Annotated in this window: 22 protein-coding genes; 2 read left to right on the forward strand and 20 right to left on the reverse strand. The window is 72.9% G+C overall.

Annotation, left to right across the window (positions count from 1 at the left end):
• Positions 1–66: 66 nt before the first annotated feature.
• The 4 genes from H490_RS23995 to H490_RS24010 are packed head-to-tail and all read right to left on the reverse strand — an operon-like array spanning position 67 to position 3,741.
• Positions 67–936: a metal ABC transporter permease gene (locus H490_RS23995; protein ID WP_017884013.1), complete on the reverse strand. Its 870-nt coding sequence runs from the start codon at positions 934–936 to the stop codon at positions 67–69.
• Entirely contained in the window at positions 933–1,793 is an 861-nt protein-coding gene (locus H490_RS24000) for a metal ABC transporter permease (RefSeq protein WP_017884014.1), read from the reverse strand. The genes H490_RS23995 and H490_RS24000 overlap by 4 nt, the downstream gene beginning before the upstream one ends.
• Positions 1,793–2,596: a metal ABC transporter ATP-binding protein gene (locus H490_RS24005; RefSeq protein ID WP_017884015.1), complete on the reverse strand. Its 804-nt coding sequence runs from the start codon at positions 2,594–2,596 to the stop codon at positions 1,793–1,795. The genes H490_RS24000 and H490_RS24005 overlap by 1 nt, the downstream gene beginning before the upstream one ends.
• Positions 2,593–3,741 (reverse strand): metal ABC transporter substrate-binding protein, encoded by a 1,149-nt coding sequence (locus H490_RS24010; RefSeq protein ID WP_017884016.1) that lies wholly within the window; start codon positions 3,739–3,741, stop codon positions 2,593–2,595. The genes H490_RS24005 and H490_RS24010 overlap by 4 nt, the downstream gene beginning before the upstream one ends.
• A gap of 163 nt (positions 3,742–3,904) precedes the next feature.
• Between H490_RS24010 and H490_RS24015 the strand changes: the two genes are divergently transcribed.
• Positions 3,905–5,311, forward strand: a complete 1,407-nt coding sequence (locus tag H490_RS24015) for an amidase (RefSeq protein WP_017884017.1) — start codon at positions 3,905–3,907, stop codon at positions 5,309–5,311.
• A 62-nt stretch (positions 5,312–5,373) separates the two neighbouring features.
• Here H490_RS24015 and H490_RS24020 read toward each other — a convergent pair whose 3' ends face one another.
• The 10 genes from H490_RS24020 to H490_RS24065 form a co-directional block, all read right to left on the reverse strand.
• Positions 5,374–6,417: a Gfo/Idh/MocA family protein gene (locus H490_RS24020; RefSeq protein WP_041205377.1), complete on the reverse strand. Its 1,044-nt coding sequence runs from the start codon at positions 6,415–6,417 to the stop codon at positions 5,374–5,376.
• A complete protein-coding gene (locus tag H490_RS24025) occupies positions 6,414–7,499 on the reverse strand; it encodes a Gfo/Idh/MocA family protein (protein WP_017884019.1) in 1,086 nt (361 codons plus the stop codon). Before H490_RS24025 ends, H490_RS24020 begins: the two co-directional genes overlap by 4 nt.
• A gap of 49 nt (positions 7,500–7,548) precedes the next feature.
• Entirely contained in the window at positions 7,549–8,376 is an 828-nt protein-coding gene (locus H490_RS24030) for an SDR family oxidoreductase (protein ID WP_017884020.1), read from the reverse strand.
• A gap of 92 nt (positions 8,377–8,468) precedes the next feature.
• Positions 8,469–9,506 (reverse strand): Gfo/Idh/MocA family protein, encoded by a 1,038-nt coding sequence (locus H490_RS24035; RefSeq protein WP_017884021.1) that lies wholly within the window; start codon positions 9,504–9,506, stop codon positions 8,469–8,471.
• Entirely contained in the window at positions 9,503–10,372 is an 870-nt protein-coding gene (locus tag H490_RS24040; protein WP_017884022.1) for a sugar phosphate isomerase/epimerase family protein, read from the reverse strand. The genes H490_RS24035 and H490_RS24040 overlap by 4 nt, the downstream gene beginning before the upstream one ends.
• A 74-nt stretch (positions 10,373–10,446) precedes the next feature.
• Positions 10,447–11,670 carry a Gfo/Idh/MocA family protein gene (locus H490_RS24045; RefSeq protein WP_017884023.1) on the reverse strand — a complete coding sequence of 408 codons (1,224 nt, stop codon included), beginning with the start codon at positions 11,668–11,670 and terminating at the stop codon, positions 10,447–10,449.
• Between the two features lie 182 nt (positions 11,671–11,852).
• Positions 11,853–13,058 (reverse strand): MFS transporter, encoded by a 1,206-nt coding sequence (locus H490_RS24050; RefSeq protein WP_017884024.1) that lies wholly within the window; start codon positions 13,056–13,058, stop codon positions 11,853–11,855.
• 85 nt (positions 13,059–13,143) lie between these two features.
• Positions 13,144–14,076 carry an ATP-binding cassette domain-containing protein gene (locus tag H490_RS24055; protein ID WP_017884025.1) on the reverse strand — a complete coding sequence of 311 codons (933 nt, stop codon included), beginning with the start codon at positions 14,074–14,076 and terminating at the stop codon, positions 13,144–13,146.
• A complete protein-coding gene (locus tag H490_RS24060) occupies positions 14,073–15,119 on the reverse strand; it encodes an ABC transporter permease (RefSeq protein ID WP_017884026.1) in 1,047 nt (348 codons plus the stop codon). The genes H490_RS24055 and H490_RS24060 overlap by 4 nt, the downstream gene beginning before the upstream one ends.
• A gap of 21 nt (positions 15,120–15,140) precedes the next feature.
• Positions 15,141–16,139: a substrate-binding domain-containing protein gene (locus H490_RS24065; protein WP_031290007.1), complete on the reverse strand. Its 999-nt coding sequence runs from the start codon at positions 16,137–16,139 to the stop codon at positions 15,141–15,143.
• Between the two features lie 325 nt (positions 16,140–16,464).
• Between H490_RS24065 and H490_RS24070 the strand changes: the two genes are divergently transcribed.
• Positions 16,465–17,340 carry a sugar phosphate isomerase/epimerase family protein gene (locus H490_RS24070; RefSeq protein WP_017884028.1) on the forward strand — a complete coding sequence of 292 codons (876 nt, stop codon included), beginning with the start codon at positions 16,465–16,467 and terminating at the stop codon, positions 17,338–17,340.
• A gap of 39 nt (positions 17,341–17,379) precedes the next feature.
• Here H490_RS24070 and H490_RS24075 read toward each other — a convergent pair whose 3' ends face one another.
• The 6 genes from H490_RS24075 to H490_RS24100 all read right to left on the reverse strand — a co-directional run bounded on the left by H490_RS24075 (position 17,380) and on the right by H490_RS24100 (position 24,466).
• Entirely contained in the window at positions 17,380–18,312 is a 933-nt protein-coding gene (locus H490_RS24075; protein ID WP_017884029.1) for an NAD(P)-dependent oxidoreductase, read from the reverse strand.
• Entirely contained in the window at positions 18,309–19,118 is an 810-nt protein-coding gene (locus tag H490_RS24080; protein WP_017884030.1) for an HpcH/HpaI aldolase family protein, read from the reverse strand. Before H490_RS24080 ends, H490_RS24075 begins: the two co-directional genes overlap by 4 nt.
• On the reverse strand, positions 19,106–21,055 hold the full coding sequence (iolD, locus tag H490_RS24085) for a 3D-(3,5/4)-trihydroxycyclohexane-1,2-dione acylhydrolase (decyclizing) (protein WP_017884031.1): 1,950 nt from the start codon (positions 21,053–21,055) through the stop codon (positions 19,106–19,108). Before iolD ends, H490_RS24080 begins: the two co-directional genes overlap by 13 nt.
• Before the next feature lie 116 nt (positions 21,056–21,171).
• Positions 21,172–22,623 (reverse strand): aldehyde dehydrogenase family protein, encoded by a 1,452-nt coding sequence (locus H490_RS24090; protein ID WP_017884032.1) that lies wholly within the window; start codon positions 22,621–22,623, stop codon positions 21,172–21,174.
• A gap of 152 nt (positions 22,624–22,775) precedes the next feature.
• Positions 22,776–23,651, reverse strand: a complete 876-nt coding sequence (locus tag H490_RS24095) for a sugar phosphate isomerase/epimerase family protein (protein WP_017884033.1) — start codon at positions 23,649–23,651, stop codon at positions 22,776–22,778.
• On the reverse strand, positions 23,648–24,466 hold the full coding sequence (locus H490_RS24100) for an SDR family NAD(P)-dependent oxidoreductase (protein WP_017884034.1): 819 nt from the start codon (positions 24,464–24,466) through the stop codon (positions 23,648–23,650). The genes H490_RS24095 and H490_RS24100 overlap by 4 nt, the downstream gene beginning before the upstream one ends.
• Between the last annotated feature and the right edge of the window lie 3 nt (positions 24,467–24,469).

The raw sequence follows: 24,469 nt of genomic DNA on the forward strand, positions 1-24,469 counted from the left end.
CCCCCGCATCTGCCCTCAACCGTAGCGAAGTTCCCTCGATTCGGGCACCACGCGGGTGAGCACGGCTCAGCCCGCGTGCGATCCCGGCGCCTCCGGCACGCCCATCGCCGACGCGGCGCCCACGGCGGCCCCGGAGCGCCCCGCCCCGCGGCGCGGCAGCAGGGCGCGGATCGCGAGCGCCACGAGGAACATCGCCGTCATCACGAGCCCCACGGATCCGCCCGCCGCGATCCCGAACTCCCGCGACGCCCACAGCCCGACGAGCCCGCCCGCGACGCCGATGCCGGCCGCGATCGGCGGCAGCCACTCGATCCGCGACGTCAGCGCCCTCGCTGCGGCCGCCGGGCCGATGAGCACCGCGACGCCCAAGATCGCCCCCACAGCCGGCATCGCCACCACCACCGAGGCGGCCACCACCCCCGACACCACGAGCTCGACGGGCCAGGCGCGGAAGCCCGCGGCCGCGAACCCGACGGGGTCGAAGGTGTGGAACAGGATCGGGCGCCGCGCCGCCGCGAGCACACCCGCGACGAGCACCAGCACCACCGCGGTGATTCCCACGTCGCTCGCGGTCACCCCGAGCGGCGAACCCACGAGCAGCGCCTCGACCGGCACCCCGAGGCCCGGGTTGAGGCTCGACAGCAGTGTGCCCAGCGCGAAGCCGAGCGAGAGCACCACACCGCTCGCCACCTGCCGGCCCTGCCCCGGGATGCGCGAGAGCAGCGTCATCACCAGCACGAGCAGCAGCGCGAACAGGGCCTGCCCGAGCAGCAGATTCCAGCCGAGCACCGCGAAGACCACGCCCCCCGGGAACGTCGCGTGACTCAGCGCGACCGCGAAGAACGAGCGGCGGCGCAGCACGATGAGCGTGCCGGCCAGACCCGAGAGCAGGCCGAGCAGGATCAGCTCGACGGCCGCGAGCGCGAAGTAGTTCATGCGCGCACCCGATCCCGCACTGTGCGCACCGCCGCCGCCAGCAGGTACACGGCGATGAGCAGCAGCACGACCACCGAGCCGGGCGAGACCGTCGCCCCCGCGCCCACCGACCACTCGAACGACAACCACAGCCCCGCCGCGCCCGCGAGCAGCGGCAGCAGGATCGCGATCGGGATGAGCAGCGCGAATCCGCGCGAGATCAGGCGGGCCGCGGCCATGGGCACCGTCAGCAGCGCCACCACCATGAGCACGCCGAGGGCCTGCACCCCGGCCACCGTGAGCAGCGCCACCGCGACGCCGAGCGCGAGGTCGGTGCGCAGCGTGCGGAACCCCGCGGCCTCGAAGCCGGCCGGGTCGAAGGCGCGGAAGAGCTGCGCACGGCGCGTGACGAGCACGATCAGGATCGCCGCGACGGCCACCACCAGGATCTGCCAGAGCTGCGCCGACGTCACCGTGAGCAGGCGGCCGAAGAGCAGCTCCTGCAGCTGCGAGACGTAGCCCTCCTGTCGCGAGACGAGCACCACGCCCAGGCTGAACAGGCCCGTGAGCACCACCGCGATCGCCGCGTCGGCCCCGATCCCGCGCCGCTCGATCACCGTGAACAGCACCGCCGCCAGCAGGGCGGCGACCACCGCGCCGGGCAGCACGCCCGCGGTGCCGCCGAGCGCCGCCCCCACCACGAGCCCCGGGAAGACCGCGTGCACGAGGCCGTCGCTCACGAACTCGAGCTCGCGGAAGCTGATGAAGAGGCCCACCACCCCCGCTGCGACCGCGAGGATCGCAACCGTCACGAGCGCGCGCCACATGAACGGCAGTGCGAAGATCTCGAGCGCGGACGACGCGATCAGAACGACCACTACTCGGTCTCCCGGGTCGTGGTGACGGTGTGGTGGTCGAGCTCGACCGTGGTGTCCTGGAAGGCGTGCTGCACCGCGTCGAGCGTGAGCGCCTCGTCGAGCGGGCCGAACGCGGCGGGGTGCCCCGGCTGATCCGGCGTGTGGCCGCTCGCCAGCAGCAGCACGTGCGTGCAGGCCTGCTGCGCGATCTCGAGGTCGTGCGTCGACACGATCACGGTGCGGCCCTCGTCGCGCAGCTCGCGCACCAGGCGCAGCAGCGCATCGCGGTTCTCGCGATCCAGTCCGTTGAACGGCTCGTCGAGCAGCAGCAGCTGCGGATCCGACACGAGTGCCCGGGCCAGGATGCCGCGCTGCTGCTGGCCGCCCGACAGCTCGCCGAAGCGGCGCCCCGCGAACGCGGCGAGCCCGACGCGCTCCAGAGCCGCGGCCACCGCGGCGCGCCCCTCGCGGCCGATGGGTCGCAGCGCCCCCCGCGAGCGGTACAGCCCCATCGTCACCACCTGGCGCAGACTCACCGGCAGCGTCGTGTCCCGGCTGTCGGCCTGCGGCAGCGTGCCGATGCTGCGCCGGGCCCGATCCGGCGAGCCGCCCAGCACGCGCACCTCGCCCGCCGTGAGCTCGGCCAGCCCCAGGATGCCGCGCAGCAGCGTCGACTTGCCCGAGCCGTTGGGACCGATCAGCGCCACGGCCGCACCGCGCGGCACGTCGAGCGAGAGCCGCTCGACGCGGGTCTCGCCGGCATAGCCGAATGCCGCGCCGTCGAGGACGAGCGCGGCTTCGGAGGCGGAGGGTGCGGCTGTCACCCTTGCAGACTAGCGGGAAGCGGCTCGGGCGCAACGCCCCAGGCTTCGAGGATCACACGCGTGTTGTGCACGGTGGCACCGATGTAGGTGTCGGTGCTGACGTCGCCGTCGCCGTCGCCCGGAGCGCCGAGCGAGTCGGCGTAGAGCGCCTCGGCGTCGACGACCTCGACGCCCGCCTCGGAGGCGATCGTCTGCGCCAGCTTCGGGCTCATCGACGACTCGACGAAGACGGCCTTCACGCCGTGCTCCTTGATCGAGGCCACGAGGGCGTCGATGTCGGCCGCGCTCGGCTCGGCGTTGTCCTCGAAGCTCGGCAGGATCGATCCCGCGAACTCGATACCGTAGTCGTGGAGGTAGTAGCGCAGCGAGTCGTGGCCGCTCACGAGCACGCGATCCTCGGCGGGCACGCGCTCGAACTGCGCAGTGACCCAGGTGTCGAGGTCGCCGAGCTGCTGGAAGTACGCCTCGGCGCGCGCGGCGTAGTCGTCGGCGTGCGCGGGGTCGGCCTCGCCGAGGCCCGCGGCGATCTCCCGCACCATGCCGGATGCGTTGCGGGGGCTGGTCCAGATGTGGGGGTTCACGTCGCCGTGGTCGTGGTCGTGCTCCTCCTCGGCGTGGTCGTCGTGAGCGTGGTCGCCCTCGGCCTCGTCGTGGGCGTGCGCGTCGGCCTCGTCGTCGGCGTGCGCGTGATCCTCTTCGGCATGATCGTGATCATGATCGTGGGCCTCGCCGCCCTCCGCGGTGATCTCGCGCAGCAGCTCGGGATCGAGGCCGTCGGCCGCGGTGACGACCTCGCCGTCGAAGCCCGACGCCTCGATGGCGCTGTCGATGAAGGTCTCGAGCCCGGCGCCGTTGACGATGAGCACGTCGGCCTCGCCCAGGGCGAGCAGATCGGCCGGGGTGGGATCGAAGTGGTGGGCGGAGCCTCCGGGGGCGAGCAGGCCGGTGAGCTCGATGTCGTCGCCGCCGACCTGTCCGGCGAAGTCGGTGAGCTGGGTGGTGGTCGCGACGACCTTGAGCTCGCCGGATCCGCCGCCGGCCTCGGCCGATCCGCTGCACGAGGTGAGCAGCAGAGCGGCGGCGAGCGCGGCGCCGCCGAGCACGGCGGGCTTCGCGAAACGGAGCGTGTGTGAGGTGTGGGGCATGCTGCACTTTCTAGATGAGAACGAGTATCACTCTAGCGGACTCTGATAATCGTTCGCAACAACGGCGATGCAGGCGCCCGCGCCGCTTCCCCCTCCACGACCCAGCCGTACCCCGCCGCGCCTCGGGAGGCGAGCGCGGAAGACCAGCGCTTAGAGTGGCGGTATGAGCGAATTCCCCGGCACCGCCGTCGACCTGCAGACCGCCCTGCGCACCGGCGGGATCTCCGCGCGCGAGACCGCCGAGCACTTCCTCGGCCGCATCGCCGAGCGCCCCGACCTCGGCGCCTTCGTCACCGTGACCGCCGAGCAGGCGCTCGCCGAGGCTTCGGCCGCCGACGCCCGGTTCGCGGCGCTCACGCCCGAGGAGCGCGCCGTGCCGGGCGCTCTGCCCGCGCTGCACGGTCTGCCGATCGCGCACAAGGACCTCGTCGAGGTGGCGGGCGCTCCCACCACGCGCGGCACGGCCGCCCTGCCCGCGGCCGTCGCCGAGCACGATCACACCGGCGTCGCCGTGCTGCGCGCAGCCGGAACCGTCTCGCTCGGCAAGACGCAGGTGCCCGAGCTCGGCCTCAACGCCTACTCCGAGAACCTGGTCGCGGCGCCGGCGCGCAACCCGTTCGACCCCGAGCGCACGCCCGGCGGCTCGTCGGGCGGCAGCGCCGCCTCGGTCGCCGCCGGCCTGCTGCCCGTCGCCCCGGGCAGCGACGGGGGCGGCTCGATCCGCATCCCCGCCCTCGCCTGCGGGCTGATCGGACTGAAGCCGGGCCTCGGCACCGTGCCCACCGACGTGATCGGCGGCCCCCTCGACGACTTCGGGGCGCCGAAGCTCGTGGTGAGCGGCCCGCTCGCCCGCACGGTCGAAGACGCGGCGCTGCTGCTCGACGCCATGACGGGCTCGCCGACGCCCGCTCTCGCCGCCGTGCGCGAGGCGGAGGGGCTGACGGGCCTGCGCATCGGCATGAGCGCCGCCTCGCCCTTCGAAGCGGCGCACCCCACCCCGATCTCGGCAGAGGCGCGCGCCGCCTACGAGGCCGCCGCGGCCGGGCTCGCCGCGCACGGGCACCACGTCGAGCAGGCGTCGATCGCCTACGACCCGCGCTACACCGAGGTCTTCACGAGCTGCTGGATGGCCGGGCTCTCGCTCATCGAACTGACCCCCGAGGCCGAGGCGCGCCTCACGCCGTTCACGCGCGTCTTCCGCGAGCGCGCCATCGCGACGCCCCGCGAGACCCACCTGCGCGCCGCCGAGGAGCTGCGGGGCATCGCGGCGGGCCTGCGCGCCGAGTGGGGCCGGTACGACGTGGTGCTCACGCCCGGACTCGCAGCGCTGCCGCCGCGCATCGGGGCCTTCGCCGAGCTCGACGCCGACGCCGACTACCGCGCGCAGTGCGAGTGGACGCCCTTCACCTCGATGGTCAACGTCTCGGGCCTGCCCGCGATCGCGGTGCCGATGCTCGACGCGCCGAACCCCGACGGGGCCGGGCGGCTCCCGATGGGCGCCCAGCTGATCGGCCGCCCCGGCTCGGAGCCCCTGCTGCTGCAGCTCGCGGCGCAGCTCACCGCGGCCTGAGCGGCCCGGCATCCGCCTCAGCGCGTCCCGAGCCCCCGCCCCGGGGACGTGTCCGGCAACCCCTACGGCAGCGGGTCGATCGGGTCGCCCATCAGCTCGCGCGCCTGCTCCATGAGCGCGAGCGTCGCGAGCGTCCGGTCGAGCGGGCGCAGCGGCGACTCCGTGAGCCCGGCGTCGATGCAGCGGGCCGCCTCGAGCGCCTCCCAGAACAGCTGGGTGTGCGCGAGCGCGGGCTCCTCGTAGCGCAACTGCTCGCCGTCGTGGAAGCGCACCGTCACCCCGCCGGGCTGGTAGAAGGGCGCGTCGAGCGAGAGCGTCGCCTCGGTGCCCGCGATGTAGGCCGCCGTGGGCGTATCCGCCAGCATCGAGGCGCTCACGGTCGCCTGGCGATCCGCGTCGTCGCCCAGCAGCGCGTGGAACTGACCGATCGCGCCCCGCCCCTGCGCCCCGGGGGCCGCGCAGCGCTGCCCGTGCGCGGCGAGCACCCGCAGGCCGGGCAGCGCCTCGTTCGCGAACATCATCACGTAGGTGCCGATGTCGTTCATCGCGCCGCCGCCCTGCGCGGGGTCCATCGCGCGGTGATGGCCCACGAGGCGCTCGCCGAGGTTCGCGTGCACCTCGACGACGTCGCCGAGCAGGCCCCGCTCGAGCACCTGGCGCACCACCGAGAACCGCGGCAGCGCGAGCGACCACACCGCCTCCATGGCGAACAGCCCTCTCGATCGCGCGTAGGCCGCGAGCGCTCGCGCCTCGGCGAGCCGCGGCGTCATCGGCTTCTCGATGAGCACCGGCTTGCCGGCCGCGAGCGCGAGCGACGCGTGCGCGAAGTGGTCGAGGTGCCCGGTCGCCACGTAGACGATGTCGGCATCGCTCGCCACGAGTTCCTCGTAGCCGCCGCAGGCCCGCTCGATGCCGTATCGGGCCGCGAACTCCTCGGCGCGGGCAGCGGTGCGCGATCCGACCGCGACGACGCGCTGCGAGGTGTGCTGCTGCAGCGCCTCCACGAAGCGGGCCGCGATCCAGCCGGTGCCGAGGATCGCCCAGCGCAGCGAGGGGCCGGCGTGCGGGTCGGGCACGACCGGCTGCGGCATCACCCGCTCGCTCATCGCGCGCCCCCGGCCTGCGCCACGGGCGCGAACGCGCCGCCGGCCCGCATCGACGCCACCGCGGCGGCGGCGACGCGGGTGGCGGTCGCGCCGTCCTCGACGGTCGCGAGCGCGGGTGCGCGGCCCTCGTTCAGGGCGGTCACCCACTCCTGCAGCTCGAGGCGGTACGCCTCCGCGAAGCGGGGCCTGAAGTCGTCGGGGATGCCGGTGCTCGTGGTGAGCGCCGACGAGACCGCGAGCCGGTGCGGCTCGGTGATCGCCACCGCGCCCGTCTCGCAGACGACCTCGCAGCGCATGTCGTAGCCGTAGCGCGCGTTCAGGAAGATCTCGACGGTCGACAGCGCGCCGTCGGCCGTGCGCAGCAGCAGCAGGAAGGGGTCGCGCAGGCCGCCGCCCGTCGCGCTCGGCGCGGCCGGCGCGTGCCAGCTCACCTCGGTGACGGGCGAGTCGAGCAGCCACGGCACGAGGTCGAGGTCGTGGATCGCCGAGTTGAAGATCACCGACTCGTCGGTGGCACCGGGGCCCGACGAGACGCCGCGCCCCACCGAGCGCACCATCACGGGCCGGCCGTGCGCGCCGGAGGCGACGGCGCGCTTCTGCGCGACGTAGTCGGGGTCGAAGCGGCGCATGAAGCCCTGGTGCACGAGCGGAATGCCGGCGCCTCGCGGCGCGCCGTGGGCTGCCGTAGCGACCGCACCGGTCGCGCCCTCGGACGCCGCGCGCCCTCGGGATCCGCCCTCGCCCACCGCCGCACGGTGCGCCGCCACCACCCGCTCGGCCTCGTCGACCGAGTACGAGAGCGGCTTCTCGCAGAGCGTGGGCTTGCCCGCGGCGATGCAGGCGAGCGTCTGCTCGGCGTGCAGGAAATCGGGCGACGCGATGAGCACCGCGTCGACCTCGGGGTGGGCGATGAGTTCGTGCGGGTCGCTCAGCGCGATCGCGCCGATCGCGGCCGCCGCGGCGCCGGCGCGCTCGGGGTCGGGATCGGCCACCGCGGTGACCGTCGCACCCGAGACCTGCGCGTGCAGGCACTGCGCGTGGAAGGCTCCCATCACGCCCGTGCCGATGATGCCGATCCTCATGCGCTGCTCCTCTGTTCTCACGAATCCGCTTTCGATGATCGCCCGGCGTCTACTGATCGTAGGCGCCGGGCACGTTCTGGTCCCAGTCGATGATCGACCCCGTCACCACGCCGCTGCGCTCGCTCAGCAGGAACACGACCGCATCGGCGATCTCGTCCGGCTGCCCCAGCTTCCCCATCGGCTGCGCCGCCTCGGCCCGGGCGAGCCAGTCGGCGTCGGCGCCGTGGAACGTGCGCTGCGTGACCGTCTCGCCGGGCGTGGCCGTCCACCCGATGTTGAGGCCGTTGATGCGAACGCGGTCGAATCGGTGCGCGAACGCGGCGTTGCGGGTGAGCCCCGCGAGCCCGGCCTTCGACGCGGTGTAGGGCGCGAGATAGGGCTGACCGCCGTGCATCGCCATCGAGATGATGTTCAGGATCGTGCCGGGCGCACCACGCCGCCGCATGTCGAGCACCGCCGCCTGCATCGTCATGAAGGGCGCCACGAGGTTCACGGCCAGGTGCTCGTCGAGCAGCTCCCGCGTCGTGTCGAGCAGGGTGCCGCGGCTCGTCGCGCCCGCGGCGTTCACCAGGCTGTCGACGCGGCCGAAGCGCTCGATCGTCTCGGTCACGGTGCGCTCGGCCTCGCCCGGGGCGGCCAGATCGGCCGCGATCGCCAGCACCTCGACGCCCGACTCGGCGCGCGCCGCGCCTTCGGGGCCGCCCCCGATCGCGCGATCCCGGATCGCGGCCGCGGCCCGCTCGGCCTTCTCCGCGCTGCGGCCCACGATCGCGATCCCCGTCGCGCCCTCCCGCGCCGCCGCCTCGGCGATCGCGAGGCCGAGGCCCTGCGTGCCGCCGGTCACCAGCAGGATCTTGCCCGCCATCAGGTTCTGCATGTGCGTTCTCCTCGCAAGTTCGGGTTCGGTGAGAGATCCAGCTTCGGTGAGGGAAACGGCGACGCACCGAAGCCGGATCTCTCACCGAGGGTTCAGTCGAGCCGGCCGGGGCGCAGCGGCAGGCCGCTCGCCGTGTAGATCGCATCGATGAGCGCCATCGTGCGGCGGGATCGCGCGAGCGGCTCGGCGGGGCGCTCGCCGCCCCGCAGCTCGCGGCGGATCCTGCGCAGCTGGTACGCGTACGACGAGACCGTGCCGGCGCGCTCCACGCGCTCCTCGACACCGGCCCCCGTCGTCGTGCGCACGATCAGACGGTCGTCCTCCTGCGGCTTCACGAAGTTCGGCAGCAGCACCTCGCCCAGGCTGCCCGTCACCCGCAGGCCGAAGTCCCACCGGGGGCTGTTCATGCTCGTGCGCACCGTCGCGGGCACGTCGCCGAGCGTCAGCCGCGCGTCGACGGCGGCGTCGACCCGCTCGTCGCCCGCGTACGGCTCCGCCTCCGCCGTCTCCAGCTCGACCGGCGCGCCCATCGCGTCGCCGAGCAGCAGCAGGGCGTTCAGGGCGTAGCAGCCGAGATCCATCATGGTGCCGCCGGCGAGCTCGAAGCTCCAGCGCGGGTCGCTCGCGGGCGGGGCGGGCATGTGCATGCGCACCTCGACCTCGCGCAGCTCGCCGATGCCCTCCGAAAGGCCGGCTCCGGCGTCGCCGTGCCGCACCAGGTCGACCAGGCGCTGCACCGCGGGATGGTCGGCGTAGTGGAACGCCTCCCAGGCCCAGCCGCTCGAGCTCGCGAGCCGCGACGCGACGGCGTCGAACTCGGCCAGGTTCGCCGCGAAGGGCTTCTCGACCAGCACCGAGCGCCCGGCCTCGAGCGCCCTCGCCGTCCACTCGGCGTGCAGACCGTTCGGCAGGCCGATGTAGATCAGGTCGAGCGAGTCGTCGGCGACGAGCGCCTCGTAGCTCTCGCGGATGCCGTCGTAGCCGTGCTCGGCGGCGTAGGCGCGGGCGCGCTCGGGATCCCGCGCCGCGACCGCGGCCCGCACATCGCCCGTCGCGCGGCTCGCGTCGGTGATCGCGAGTTCGGCGATGCGCGAGGCGCCCAGCAGTCCGATCCTCAGCGGCTCGCTCACGCCGCGACCGCCTGCCGGATGAACTCGACGCTGCGGCGCGCGTTGTCGAGCGCGCGCACCGCGTCGTCGTCGTTCTCGACCACCGTGTCCTGCTCGAGCACGTACCAGCCGTCGTAGCCCGCGCCGCGCAGGGCGGCGACGATCTCGCCGATGCGGGCGTCGCCGGAGCCGAGCGCCCGGTACATGCCCTGCCGCACCCCCTCGCGGTAGTCGATCTCGCCGGCGCGCACCCGGCCCGCGACGTCGAGGCTCACATCCTTGAGGTGGGCGTGCACGATGCGGTCGGCGTGCCGCGTCACGAAGTCGACGGGGTCGCCGCCGCCCAGCGTGTAGTGGCCGGTGTCGAGGCAGAGTCCGATGCGCGACCCCTCGACCACGCGCGCGACCGCCTCGGGCGTCTCGACGACCGTGCCGAGGTGCGGGTGCAGGGTGGCCACGACGCCCACCGCGGCCGCGGCGTCGAGCGCGCGGTCGAGGTTCGCGAGCAGGGCCGCCCACTCCTCGTCGCTCAGCTCGGCGGCGCCGTCGTAGCCCTCCTCGCCCGTCACGGCCGACAGCACCATGGTGCCGGCGCCGGCCGCCTCGTACGCCTCGAGCTCGCGCTCGATGGCGGGCAGCGGATCCTCGTCGGCCCGGTGCAGCACCACGGGGAAGAACCCGCCGACCGCCTGCAGACCGGCCTCGGCGAGCGCCGCGGCCCGCTCGGCCGGCGCGTCGGGCAGGAAGCCCTCGGGCCCGAATTCGGTGGCCGCGATCCCGAGGCCCACCATCTCCGAGAGCACCCGCTCGCGGTCGAGCTGCACCCCCCAGTCGGGAACCTCGATGACGCCCCAGCTGATGGGCGCGGATGCGATGCGTGCGTTCATGGTGACTCCTTCGTCGGTGCGGGTGCTCCCGCTCCCCGGCCGGGCGAGGGGAGCGGCGGTGGGCTCGGGGCGGATCAGACCCGCGTCGAGGCGGTCGTGCCGGCGACCGGGGAGCTCTGCTCCCAGCCGCGCGACTCGGCGGAGCGCTCGGCCGCGGTGACGACCTGCGCGGCCGACAGCGCGTCCTGGATGTTCGAGTTCAGCGCCTCGCGTCCGAGCACGGCCTGCAGGAACTTCTTCGCCTCGATCACCTTGAGGTCGTCGTAGCCCATCGCGGTGCCGGCGCCGGGCTGGAAGCGGCCGAAGTCGCCCATGCCGGGGCGGGCCATGATGCGGGTGTAGCCCTGGTTCTCGGCGCCGAGGCCGCCCGAGAGGTGCAGCTCGTTCATGCGTTCGAAGTCCCAGTGGGCCGAGCCCTCGGTGCCGTAGACCTCGATGCCGTAACTGGCGCGCGGGCCGACCGCGACGCGCGACGCCTCGAGCGTGCCGACCGCGCCCGAGGCCGAGGCGTCGTCCGAGAGGCGCACGAGCATCGCGGCGTAGTCCTCGTTCTCGACGGGCTTCATCTCGCCGTCCTCGATGACGGCGAAGTGCGTGCCGGTGCCCATGGGCAGCTCGGGGCGCTCGATGTAGACGGTCGAGGTGAGCGCACTGACCTCGTGGATCGGGCCGAGCGCGTACTGCACGAGGTCGACGAGGTGCCCCATCAGGTCGCCCAGCACCCCGTTGCCGGCGAGGCCGCGCACGAAGCGCCACGACAGCGCACCGCGGGGGTCGGCCGAGTAGTCGGCGAACATCTGGCCGCGCACGTTGGTGACGCGGCCGAGCCGGCCCTCGGCGACGAGCTCGCGCAGATACTCGACGGCGGGCGCGTGCCGGTAGTTGAAGCCGATCGACGAGACGACGCCGGCCTCGGCAGCGGCCTCGGCCACCTCGCGGGTCTCGTGCTCGCCTCGGCCGACCGGCTTCTCGATCCAGAAGTGCTTGCCGGCGCGCGCGGCGGCGACGCCGATCTCTGCGTGCAGGAAGTTGGGGGCGCAGATCGAGACGACATCGACCTCGGGGTCGTTCAGCACATCGCGGTAGTCGGCCGAGGCCCGCTCGTAGCCGAGCACCTCGACGGCCTCCTCGGCGCGGGCGGGGGCGGGATCGGCCGCGTGCACGAGACGGGGGCGGATCTTGAGGTCGGGGTAGGCGTAGCGCAGGTTCGCGTAGGCACGGCTGTGCAGCTGCCCCATCCAGCCCACGCTGATGAGCCCGACGCCGATCGTGGTGGTGCCGTCTTCGTTCGTCTGCATGATCGTGGTTCTTTCAGTCGAGGTGCTGGGCACCGTGCGTCGTCGCGGCTCGGTCGGCACGAATTATGGACCGGTCCAAATTGTAAGGACAAGGCGTTGGGGCTGTCAACACGGTCGGCGCGTTCCGCCCGCGCTTCGGAGCTCACCCGCATCTCGGAGCGGATCGCGGGCCTCGATCCGAATCACCGGTCAGCGCCGAAGAACGGGCCGCGGATCCCGCGCACCGCGAACAGCAGCAGCCCGATCCCGAGCAGCCCCAGCGCCCCATACGGCAGTGCGCCCGGGCCGACGCCCGCGAGCAGCCCCGCGCCCGCGAGCGACCCGACGAAGCTGCCGAGGTTCGCGGTGCCCGACGGCATCGACGACGCGAGCCGCGGAAAGCGGCGCAGCTCGCGCAGGAACAGCACCTGGCCCGCGGGGCTGCCCCCGCCCAGCATCGCGCCGATCAGCAGCAGCCCCGCCGCCGCGCCCGCCCAGCCGATGCCCGGCACCAGCAGCAGGCACGCCCCGACCGCGCCCGCGCCTCCCGCGACCCAGAACGCCGCGACCGCAGCCCGATCCGCCAGCCACCCGGCGCCGAAGTTGCCGAGGTTCATGCCGATCCCGAATGCGAGCATCGCCCACGCCGTCGTCAGCGGGCCCCCGCCGCCCTGCACCCACCCGATGACGGGGGCGACGTAGGTGACGACCGCGAACCCGCTCGCGGCGACCAGCACCGCCGCAGCCCCGAGCACGAACAGCCCGGGCGCCGGTCGACGGCCGCCGACCGCAGCCCCCGGCTCGTACACCGCCCGCGCAGGCGGTGCGACGCACAGCAGCGCCACGAACGGCACCGCGAACAGCAGCGACGCGCCGCCCACGATCAGCCGCCAGTCGGCCGCCTGCCCCATCGCCGTGAGCACCGGCACCCCCAGCAGGTTCGCCGCGGCGAGCCCGCCGTGCACGATCGCCGAACCCCGGCCGTAGCGCGTGTGCCCGAGCATGTGCGCGACCGCCATCGCACCCACCCCGATGAAGCTCGCGTGCGTGAGCGCCGCGAGGAACCGCAGCGCGAGCGCCACCGGCAGCGACGGGGCGAACGCCGTGAGCACGGTGAAGAGCAGCATGCCGCCCGCGCAGACGAGCAGGGCGCCGCGCTCGGACAGGCGTCGGATCACGATCGGCGTCGACACCATGCCCGCCACCACGCCCAGCGCGTAGGCCGAGGCGAGCCCGCCGCTCGCCGCCAGCGCCGCCTCCGGGCGACTCGCGTACAGCGTCGGCAGCAGATCCGCGGCGATCTGCGGCAGCAGCCCCATCACGATGAACTCGCTGACGCCGATCCCGAATCCCCCGCACACGAGGGCGGCGATCAGGATCGCGCCCCGAAGACGGCGATGACCGGACATGCGGGGCTCCTCTCGAACGGCGCGCACGTGAACGGGGTGACCGCTCGAACGCTCGAGCGGTCACCCCGTTCACCACGGGGGCGGCCTATCGGCCGTCGTCCTCTTCCATGGGGATCGCCGTCACGGCCTCCGTGACCGGCACGTGGCCGACACCCGCGGCGGTGTCCCCTTCGATCTCGTTGCGGATCGTGCGCACCGTGTCGGTGCTGGTGCCCACCTGACGCAGCTCGTGCACCAGCTGCTCGAGCTCGGCGCCGCCCGCCATCAGGCCGGTCAGCTCCTCGAGCGAGATCTCCGACTTCTCGTGGTAGCCGATGCTCTGGCCGCGCTTCAGCAGCAGGAACCGGTCTCCCACGGGGTAGGCGTGGTGCGGGTTGTGCGTGATGAAGATCACGCCCAGACCGCGGTCGCGCGCCTGGATGATGTAGCGCAGCACGACACCCGACTGCTTCACGCCGAGCGCGGCGGTCGGCTCGTCGAGGATCAGCACCTTCGCGCCGAAGTACACGGCTCGGGCGATGGCGACGCACTGGCGCTCGCCCCCCGAGAGGGTGCCGATCGGCTGATCCACGTCGCGCAGATCGATGCCCATGTCGAGCAGTTCCTTCTTCGCCGTCTTCCGCATGAAGTCGACGTCGAGCCGGCGGAACGGCCCCCACCCCTTCGTCACCTCGGAGCCGAGGAAGAAGTTGCGCCACACCGGCATGAGCGGCGCGACCGCGAGATCCTGGTAGACCGTGGCGATGCCGCGGTTGAGCGCCTCGCGGGGGGAGCCGAACTTCACCTCCTCACCCTCGACGAGATAGGCGCCCTCGGTGTTCTGGTGCAGACCCGCGATGATCTTGATGAGCGTCGACTTGCCGGCGCCGTTGTCGCCGAGCACGCACATCACCTCTCCCGGGCTCACCTTCAGGCTCACGTCGCGCAGCGCGATGATGTTGCCGTAGCGCTTGCCCGCCTCGCGAAGCTCGACGAGCGGCGCGCCGGTCTTCGGCTCGACCGTTGCGGTGGCGTTCATTTCCTGCCTCCCTTGCCCGCGCGGCGCTGCAGCGTGAAGTTCAGCACGGTCGCCCCGAGGAGCATCGCGCCGAGGAAGAACTTCAGCCAGTCGGGGTTCCACTCCGCGTATACGACGCCCTTGAGCGCCATGCCGTAGATGAGGGCGCCGATCGCGCCGCCGATCGCGCTGCCGTAGCCGCCCGTCATGAGGCAGCCGCCGACGACCGCGGCGATGATGTAGAGGAACTCGTTGCCGATGCCCTCGCCGGACTGCACCGTCTTGAAGGCGAACAGCTGGTGCATGCCGAGCAGCCAGGCGCAGAAGCTCACGCCCATGTAGAGGCCGATCTTGGTCCACACCACGGGCACGCCCACGGCGCGGGCCGCGTCCGGCGCGCCGCCGCTCGAGAAGATCCAGTTGCCGGTCTTCGTGCGCTGCAGGATCCAGGTCGCGATGATCACGAGCAGGATCCAGTAGAACACCGTGATCTTGACCTTGACGCCGAAGACGGGGATGTCGGAGGCGAAGACCGCCGCGGCCGACTCGAAGCCGGGCCACTGCTCGATCGAGGGGGCGGCGACGCCGCCCGTGATCGCGCGGGTCACGCCGAGATTCAGGCCGGTGATCATGAAGAACGTCGCCAGCGTGATGATGAAGCTGGAGAGTTTCGTCTTCGTGAGCAACCACCCGTTGACGAATCCGAGCAGCAGAGACGTGAAGAGGCCGACTATCACCCCGATCCACACGTTGCCGCCGAACCAGTACAGGAAGAGCGACGCGGAGAGCGCCGAGAAGACCACGCCCACGCCGGCGGAGAGGTCGACCTCGCCGCCGATCATGAGCAGCGAGACGCCGACGGCCATGATGCCGACGGTCGAGGCGCCGTAGAGGATCGTGGCGATCGACTCCGGCTTCGTGAACTGGGGCGCGACCGCCGCGAACATGATCACGAGGACCAGTGCTGCGGCGGTGGCGCCGGCCTCCGGCTTGGTGAAGAACCTGGTGAACAGGTTGCCGGAGGCCAGCCGCTCGTCAGCCTTGGGGGCTGTTGTCGTAGACATGTGAGAGATCCCGCCGCCTGCTTACTCGAACTGTGCGGCGACGCTGTCGAGGTTGTCGGCGTTGACCACCGCGGGGCCGGTGAGCACGGCCTGGCCGCCGCCGAGCACGTAGCCGCCCTGCTTGTACAGGCGCACGGCCTCGACGCTGGAGTAGCCCTGCAGGAACGGCTGCTGGTCGATGCCGAAGAGGATCGAGCCGTCCTTGATCGCGTTGTAGACGTCGCCGTTGAGGTCGGTCGTCGCGAGCAGCGCGCTCGAACCCGCGTCGGCGATCGAATCCTGCGCGGTGAGCGCGAACGGTGCGCCCAGGGTGAGCACGCCGTCGATATCGGAGTTGGTCTGCAGTTTCGACGTGATGGTCGAGGCGACGTTGGTCATGTCGGTGCCCTGCACGTACAGCACCTCGGAGGTGCCGGTGAAGGTGTCGGCGAGACCCTCGCAGCGCGACTCGAGGCCGACGTGGCCCTGCTCCTGGATGACGCAGATGACGCGCTTCAGGCCGGCGTTGTTGAACTGCTCGCCCGCGGCCTGGCCCGCGATGAACTCGTTCTGGCCGAAGTGCGCGAGCACGCCCATGTCCTTGAACTGCTCCTCGCCGGCGTTGATGCTGAAGACGGGGATGCCGGCCTCGACGGCCTTCTGCACCTCGCCCGACATGGCGTCGGCCTTCGCGAGCGTGACCACGATGCCGTCGACCCCCTGGTCGACCGCCTGCTGCACGAGCTGAGCCTGGCGGGCGCCGTCGGGATCGGAGCTGTAGAGCAGCTCGACCGCATTCTTCTCGGCCGCATCCTCGGCGCCTGCGCGGATGGTGTCCCAGAAGGTGTCGCCGGGAGCCGCGTGGGTGACGAGCGCGACCTTCAGCGGCTCGAGATCCGAGCCGCCACCGCCGTCATCGCCGCCTGCCGCGCCGCCGCCTGCGCCCGCGGGGGATCCGCAGGCCGCGAGCAGCAGCGCACCGGCGGCCGCCGCACCCGCGAGTCCGAACTTGGTCCAACGGCCCATACGTGACTTCAACATAGTTTCACTCCATCGTGTTTTTGAACTAATGTCGTTACAAAGCTTGCGCTCTGGATTTACAGTACCGCAACTTCCCGAGTCGGGCGACATCTACGGTAAAGGTTCGATAACGACCTGGCGACACCGCAATTCTGCCCCGAAACGCCTGCCCGCGCCTCGATTCGCCCCGCGCGCGGGGCGAATCGCCGCCGACGCGCCCGGGATCGGCACCGCCTGATCCCTGTTCCCGAGATGAAACATCCTGGTAAACTTGGACCGGTCCAAATCATCACACGACCGCGCGGCGCTGTCAAGGACGGCTCCGCCGACCACACAGAGGAGCGACGTGAACCGCGAACCCAGACTGCTCGCCACCTGCTGGACCACGGCGGGCGCCGCCAGCCCCTCCGGGCCCCTCACCCGCAGCCCGTTCACGGTCGCCGACCGCATCGCCGCAGCCGCAGCCGACGGCTGGAGCGGCTTCGGGCTCGTGCACGCCGACCTCGTCGAGTTCCGCCGCACCCGCCCGCTCGGCGAGCTGCGCCGCCTGCTCGACGATCACGGCGTCGAGCACCTCGAGCTCGAGCTCATCGAGGACTGGTGGACCGACGGCGAGCGGCGAACCGCCTCCGACCGCGTGCGACGCGACGTCTTCGACGCCGCCGAGGCCGCGGGGGCGGCCACCGTCAAGGTGGGACCCGACACCTCGGCGCCCGCCGACCCCGATCGCCTCGCCGAGAGCTTCGCCACGCTCGCCGCCGAGGCGGCCGAGCACGGCACCCGCGTCGCGCTCGAGTTCCTGCCCTTCGCCGGCACCCTGCGCGACCTGCGGGCCGGCATCGACCTCGTGACGCGGGTCGGCCACCCGGCCGGCGGGCTCTGCCTCGACGTCTGGCACGTCGCGCGCCCCGGCACCGACTACGCCCTGATCGCCGAATCCCTGCCCGGCGAGCACCTCTTCGCGGTCGAGCTCGATGACGCTGCCGCAGAGCCCGTCGGCACCCTCTTCGAGGACACCGTGCAACGCCGCCTGCTGCCCGGGCAGGGCTCGTTCGACGTGCCAGCGTTCATCGCCGCCGTGCGCGCCACCGGTTTCGACGGGCCCTGGGGCGTCGAGATGCTCTCGGATCGGCACCGCGGCCTGCCCCTGCCGCAGGCGCTCCGCGAGGCGCGCGAGGCCGCGCTCGCCTGCTTCGCCGAGGCGGACCACCGCGCCGCCTGAGCGCCGGAGCCGATCTGCGCGCGTCGCGGGCCCGCGCGGCTACACCGCGGCCACGTGGGCCGGCGATCCGCCCGCGAGCGTCGCCGTCACCGCCTCCGCGGCCATGCGGAACGTAGCCGCCATGGCGCCCTCGGAGAGCCCGGTGGTGTGCGGGCTCAGCAGCACGCGCTGATCCCCCGCCAGGGGGTGGTCCCGCGCCGGCTCGACCTCGAACACGTCGAGACCGACGCCCGCGAGCAGCCCCTCGTCGAGGCCGGCGCGCAGCGTCGCCGCGCTCACGAGATCGGCGCGGGCGCAGTTCACGAGCACGAGCCCGGGCCGCGCCGTGCGTAGCAGCTCGATCGGCAGCAGCTCGCCGCCGCCGCCCGGCAAGTGCAGGGTGATCGCGTCGGCGAGGCGCACCGCTTCCTCGAGGCTCGCGTTCTCGTACTCCTCCGACCGCACGAACGGGTCGTGCACGATCACCCGCATGCCGAACGCGGCGCCGAAGCCCGCGATGATCCGCCCGATCCGCCCGAAGCCGAGCACGGCGAGGGTCTTGCCGAACAGGTCGCCGGGAACGGGCGCGGACCCGCTCCCCCAGTTCCCCGAGGCGACGAACGCGTTCGACTCCCCCAGCCGCTTGACGAGCGAGCAGACCATCGCGAACGCCCCCTCGGCGACGGCTCGACTGTTGCTGCCGGGCGTCACCGCGACGGCGATCCCCCGCTCGGCCGCCGCGGCCACGTCGACGCGTTCGACGCCCACGCCCGTGCGGGCCACGACCCGCAGCCGCGGCATGCGATCGAGCAGCGGGCGATCGACGTCGAACGCGGCGCGCACGATGGCCCCCTCGGCCACCGCGAGGTCGCCCGCCGAGGGATCGGCCACGAAGAGCGCGCCCTCGGGCAGGAACGGGCGCACGAGGGCGGGATCGACCGGGCCGAGCCCGACCACGACGGCGTCGGCTCCCCCTCGCGCCGGACCGGTCATCGCGGCGCCCCCACCCCATCGGGGATCGCGTCGCGCACGGTCGCGGCGAGCAGCGTGGCGTCCGAACCGACCGCGAGGAAGCCGAAGCCGCGCTCCAGGTACCGCTCGGCGCCCGCGCGGTCGTTCGCCAGGATGCCCGCCGTCTTGCCGTGCCTGCGGCACGCCTCGACCACGCGGTCGAGCACCCGCTGGAACCCCTCGTCGTCGAAACGTCTCGGCACGCCGAGCGCGTAGCTGAGATCCTGCGGGCCCACGAAGAGCACGTCGGCGCCGTCGGTCGCTGCAATCTCGTCCAACTGCTCGACCGCGCCGAGCGTCTCGATCTGCACGATGCCGACCGTCTGCTCGTTCGAGCGGTCGAGCGCGGCCGTGTCGAGCGTCCAGCGCGCGGCGCGGTTGTAACTCGCCACGCCGCGGTCGCCCTGCGGCGGATAGAGCTGATGCCGCCGCGCCTCGGCGGCCTCGGCCGCGCTCGAGATGCGCGGGAGCATCACCCCGGCGGCGCCCGCGTCGAGCACGCGGCCGATCCGGATCCGCTCCGGCTGCTCGACGCGCACCAGCGTGGCCGCGCCGTACGCGCCGGCGGCCGCGACGATCGCGCCCACCTGATCCTCGTCTCCACCGCCGTGCTCGAGGTCGACGAGCACCCAGTCCAGGCCGGCGGCGGCGCAGACCTCGGCCGCGGTCACCGAGCCGAGGCCGAGGAACGTGCCGATCGTCGGCTCGCCCGAGAGCAGCCGCTCGCGCAGCCCGCGGCCGGCGGAGAGGGGGCCGGCGGCGCGATCCGGCCCGCTCACCCGTGCCACCGCTGCATCGCGAAGCCCTCGCCGTACTCGGCCAGCTTCTCGGAGGTGTCGACCCGCTCCCACACCTCGGCGGGCGACACGTCCCACCACACCTCCGACGACGGCAGGTCGGCGTGGGGGATCGTGGGCACCACGATCACCACGGGCCCGCGCACCCCGCGGGTCTCGTCGAGCGCGACGCGCACCTCGTCGGCCGTGACGGGCCGGCGCACCTCGGCGCCGAGGCCCGCCGCGATCCGGGTCAGGTCGATCCGCAGGTAGTCGCCCTCGAGCCGGCCGGCGTCGGCCGCGGCGAGCGACCCGTCGCCCTCGCGGTAGCGGAACTCGTTGCCGAAGTGCTCGCCCGTGCGCCACATCTGCAGGCGCCGGATCACCTGGTAGCCGTGGTTCTCCGAGATGACCACGGTGAACGGGATGCCCTCCTGCGCCGCGGTGACGATCTCGGTCGGCATCATGACGAAGGTGCCGTCGCCGATGAACGCGGTGACCCGGTGCTCGGGATCGGAGTCGGCGACGCGCACGCCCATCGCGGCGGGCAGCTCGTACCCCATGCACGAGAAGCCGAACTCGAGGTGCGCGTGGCGCCCTCCCGTCGCGTCCCACACCTTCTGCAGGTCGCCGGGAGGGCCGCCCGCCGCGGCGACGATCGTGTCGCCGGGCCGCGCGTGCTGCTGCATGAGGCCGATGAGCTGGCCCTGGGTGAGCACGGCGTCGGTGTCGGGCAGCTCGGGGTGCTGCTGCTTCGGGAAGAGGGTGTCGGGATCGAGCGCGGCGTCGCGCACCGGCAGCCAGGCGGCCCGCGAGGCCTCGACCTCGTCGGCCCACGCGTCCGGCACACGGTAGCCGTCGAGTTCGGCGGCGAGCGCGGCGAGCGCGAGCCTCGCGTCGGCGATCACGGCGGTGGCGCCCTGCTTCACGGCGTCGTGCTCGACCACGTTGATCGAGGCGAAGCGCACGTCGGGGTTCGCGAACAGCGACTGCGAGGCGGTGGCGAAGTCGGTGAGACGGGTGCCGACGTGCACCACCAGGTCGGCGCGCTCGGCGAGGCGGTTGGTGGTGGGCGCGCCCTCGAGACCGACGCCGAAGACGCTCCACGGGCCGTCCTCGACGACGGCTCCCTTACCGGCGAAGGTCTCGCTGACGGGCAGCAGGGTGCGCCGGCCGAGTTCGGTGAGTTCGGCCTGGGCGTCGGAGTAGATGACGCCGCCGCCGGCGATGACGAGGGGACGCTCGGCCCGCCTGACGAGTTCGGCGACGCTTGCGATCTCGGCTGGGTCGGGCACGCGGCGGCGGATCGCCCAGTCGTGATCCTCGAAGAACTCGGCGGGGAAGTCGAAGGCGTGCGACTGCACATCCTGCGGCAGGGCGACCACCACGGCACCCGTCTCCTCGGGGTTGGCGAGCACGCGGAACGCCTGCGGCAGGGCGGTGAGCAGCTGCTCGGGCCGCGTGATGCGGTCGAAGAACCGCGCCACCGGGCGGAAGGTGTCGTTCGCCGTCACGTCCGGGGTGCCGGGCAGATCGAGCTGCTGCAGCACGGGTCCCTGGCGGCGGGTCGCGTAGGTGTCGCCGGGGAAGAGCAGCAGCGGGATGCGGTTCACGGTGGCGAGCGCGGCCGCGGTGACGAGATTCGTGGCCCCGGGTCCGATCGACGCGGTCACGGCGAGGGTCTGACGGCGCTTCGACGCCTTCGCGAAGCCGGTGGCCATATGCCCGAGCGCCTGCTCGTTGCGGCCCTGCACGAACGGCAGGCGATCCGCGTGCTCCGCGAGCGCCTGACCGAGGCCGGCCACGTTGCCGTGCCCGAAGATGCCGAGCGCGGCGGGCACGAAGCGGCGACGCTCGCCGTCTGCCACCGAGTGCTGGGCGGCGACGTAGCGCACGATCGCCTGCGCGACGGTGAGGCGCACGGTTCGCCCCGAGGTTCCCTGGACCATGATGCTCCTTCTGTTGCTGTGTTCCTGCGGTCTGTCGAGAGGTGCGGATGAGGATGGTGGCGAGCGGCCGGTCGGGGGCCGCGCGGAGTTCGATCGGGCGGGATCCCGATCCCGGTTCACCCGTGCATCACGACGGTCTTCACTTCCGTCATCTCGTCGATCGTCGACCGCACGCCCTCCTTGCCGTACCCGCTGGCCTTGAAGCCGCCGTAAGGCATGAGGTCGGCCCGCCAGAGCGGTGTCCAGCCGAGGTGCACGCTGCCGGCGTCGATCTCGCGCATCGCGCGGATCCCCTCGGCGAGGGTGCCGCCGAACACGCCGGCGGCGAGGCCGTAGGGCGTGCCGTTCGCCGCATCGATGGCCGCGTCGAGGTCGTCGACCGCGGTGACGGCCACGGCGGGGCCGAAGAGCTCCTGCTGCGCGAGGGCCTGCCGGGTGTCGACGCCGGTCACGATCGCGGGCGACACGAAGCCTCCGTCGCGCTCGCCTCCCGTGAGCAGGGTCGAGCCGTCGGCGACGGCCTGCGCGAGGCTGCGCTCGACTCGGCGCGCCTCGGTCTCGGTGATGAGCGGGCCGAGGGTGACGCCCTCGGCGAAGGGGTCGCCGGTGCGGATCGCCTGCACCTTCGGCAGCAGCGCGTCGAGGAAGTCGGCCTCGACCTCGCGGTGCACGATCACCCGCTGCACCGAGATGCACACCTGGCCGGCGTTGACGTAGCCGCCGGCGGCCACGGCCGACGCGGCCTTCTCGATGTCGGCTCCGGGCAGGACGAGCGTGGGCGAGGAGGCGCCGAGCTCGAGCGAGAGCTTCTTCACTCCGGCGATCGAGGCGATGCGCTCGCCCACGCCGGTCGAGCCGGTGAACGAGATCTTGCGCACGCGCGGATCCGTCACCAGCGCGTCGCCGAGCACGCCACCCGATCCGGTCACCACCGAGATGACGCCCTCGGGCACGCCGGCCTCGACGAAGAGCTGCGCGAGAGCGAGGGCGGTGAGCGGGGTGGCTGCCGCGGGCTTGAGGATGACCGCGTTGCCGGCGGCCAGGGCCGGGCCAACCTTGTGCAACACCAGCAACGCGGGGTAGTTGAACGGGGTGATGGCAACGACGATCCCGACAGGCTGGCGCAGCGTGAAGCCGACCTTGTCCTGCCCCGTACCCGGGTTCGCGTCGAGCGGCAGGCTGTCTCCGTAGAGCTGGCTGCCCTCGTGGGCCGAGAGCCGGATGATGGATCCGGATCGGCGCGCCTCGCCGAGCGCCTCGGCGAGCGGCTTGCCGTTCTCGGCCGAGATGGTGGCGGCGATCCGCTCGGCGCGGGCGTCGGCGAGGTCGGCTGCGCGGTTCAGGATCGCGGCGCGCTCGTGGGCGGGTGTGCGGCGCCAGGCGGCGGCTCCCCGCTCGGCGGCCGAGATCGCGGCGTCGACGTCGGCGGCGGTGGCGACGGCCACCTCGCCCACGGTGCGGGCGTCGTAGGGCGAGCGCACCGCTGCGCGCGCGCCATCGGCCGCCTCGCGCCACTCGCCGCCGATCAACAGACCGAAACTGCCGTACTCACGTGCCTGCGCGCTCATCGCCGCCCCTTCACCCTCGAACTTGGACCGGTCCAAATTGTACGCGCGAGATCGCGGTCCCGTCAACCTCGCCACGCTCCGGAGGCGAGGACCCGGGCCCGCGAACTCACCGTCCGCCTGCCCGGATCCCTCACCCCCGCCTCCGCGCACTCTCAACCGGATACGGCAGCGCCGCGTCGCACCAGGTACGGCAGCGCCGCGTCGCGGGCGACCCGCACCGCGTCCTCGAGCGGCAGCTTCCGGTACTCCCTGGACAGCATCTCGACGCCCCACGGGCCGGCGAAGCCCGTGGCGCGGATCGCGTCCACGAGACCCTGCACGTCGAAGTCGCCCTCGCCGCAGAGCCGCCGGTTGTCGATCGTGTCAGTGAAGAGATCCGGCAGCGACTCAGCCGGGCAGTCCCCCATCTCCACCGAGAACACCTGCTCGCCTGAGACCGCGGCCGTGATCTCCGAGAACGGCGTGCCCGCGCGGAAGACGTGCCAGAAGTCGATGCAGATCCCGACGTTCGGCAGTCCCGCCTCGCGCACGAGCGCCGCGCCCTTCGGCGTCGTGTCGACGCCCGAGAACGCGATCGGCTCGATCGCCACCCGCAGTCCCCGCTCGGCGGCCTCCCGCCCCAGCCGGCGGAACGGCTCGACCAGATACCCGAAGTCCTCCTCCGGGCCGTTGAACGCCGCCCCCACCTTCACGAACGAGGCCCCGATGGCCCCCGCCGCCTCGAGCAGCAGCTCCCACGTCTCGCGCCAGAGCTCCTCCTCCAACCACCAGTCGTTCAGGAACTCGACCTCGCGGTACTCCAGCCCCGCCGCATCGAGCCTCCTGCGCAGCTCCTCGAACCCGATCGTGCGCTTGATCTCGGCGAGATCGGCCTGGTTCAGCCCCATGCCGGACCAGCCCGTCTTCGCGAGCGCGGCGATCCGCTCGTCGATCGAATAGGTGCTGCGCTCATCCGGGTAGAGCGGAGCGACCGCCCCGGCGCTCGTCCAGCTCGACGCGACCACCTCGGTGTCCGGTGTCCGGCTCATAGCTCCTCCGGCAGTTCGCCCGCAGCCGCGGCGAAATCGAACTCAACGAACGCCATGCCGCCCGTCGCGCCGATCTCCTCCCCGGAGATGCTCCGCGCACCGTCGGACAGCAGGAAGCGGCAGAGCTCGCCGACTTCCTCGACGGTCTGCGGCCGGCCCATCGGGATCGGCTTCACGTGCTCGGCGAAGATCTCGTCCTCTCCGCGCCCGGTGGCCGCCGCGTCCTGCTCCAGGATGCGGTCCCAGATCGGCGTGCGCACCACACCGGGGCACACCGCGTTCACCGTGATGTTCAGCGGGCCCAGGTCGAAGGCGAGGCTCTTCGAGAACCCGATCACGCCGGCCTTCGACGCCGCGTATGCGCCCTGCAGCGCCGCCGGGGTGCGGCCCGTGATCGACGCGATGTTCACAATCGCTCCCCCGCCGTTGCTCCGCAGCACCGGGGCGACGGCCTGGCACGACCGGAAGGTGCCCTCGAGGTTGACGCGCAGGATCCGCGTCCACTCCTCCTCCGTGTTGAGCAGGAAGTGCTTCACGAGCGAGATGCCGGCCGCGTTCACGAGCCCCCACAGGCCGTCGACCGATTCGGCAGCCTCGCGCAGCGCCGCTGTCGCGGCCGAGTCGCTCACGTCGGCGACCACCGTGCGCACGCGCTCGAACGAGGCCGCGACCTCGTCGAGGCGGTCCGCATCGCGATCCGCGAGGATCACCCCGTAGCCGTCGTCGTGCAGAGCCCGGGCGATGCCCGCGCCGATCCCCGACGCGCCGCCGGTCACGAGGACCCAGCGCGCGCGCTCCTGATTTCCGATTGCCATCGC

Source organism: Leucobacter sp. UCD-THU (assembly GCF_000349545.1).
Taxonomy (GTDB): Bacteria; Actinomycetota; Actinomycetes; order Actinomycetales; family Microbacteriaceae; genus Leucobacter; species Leucobacter muris.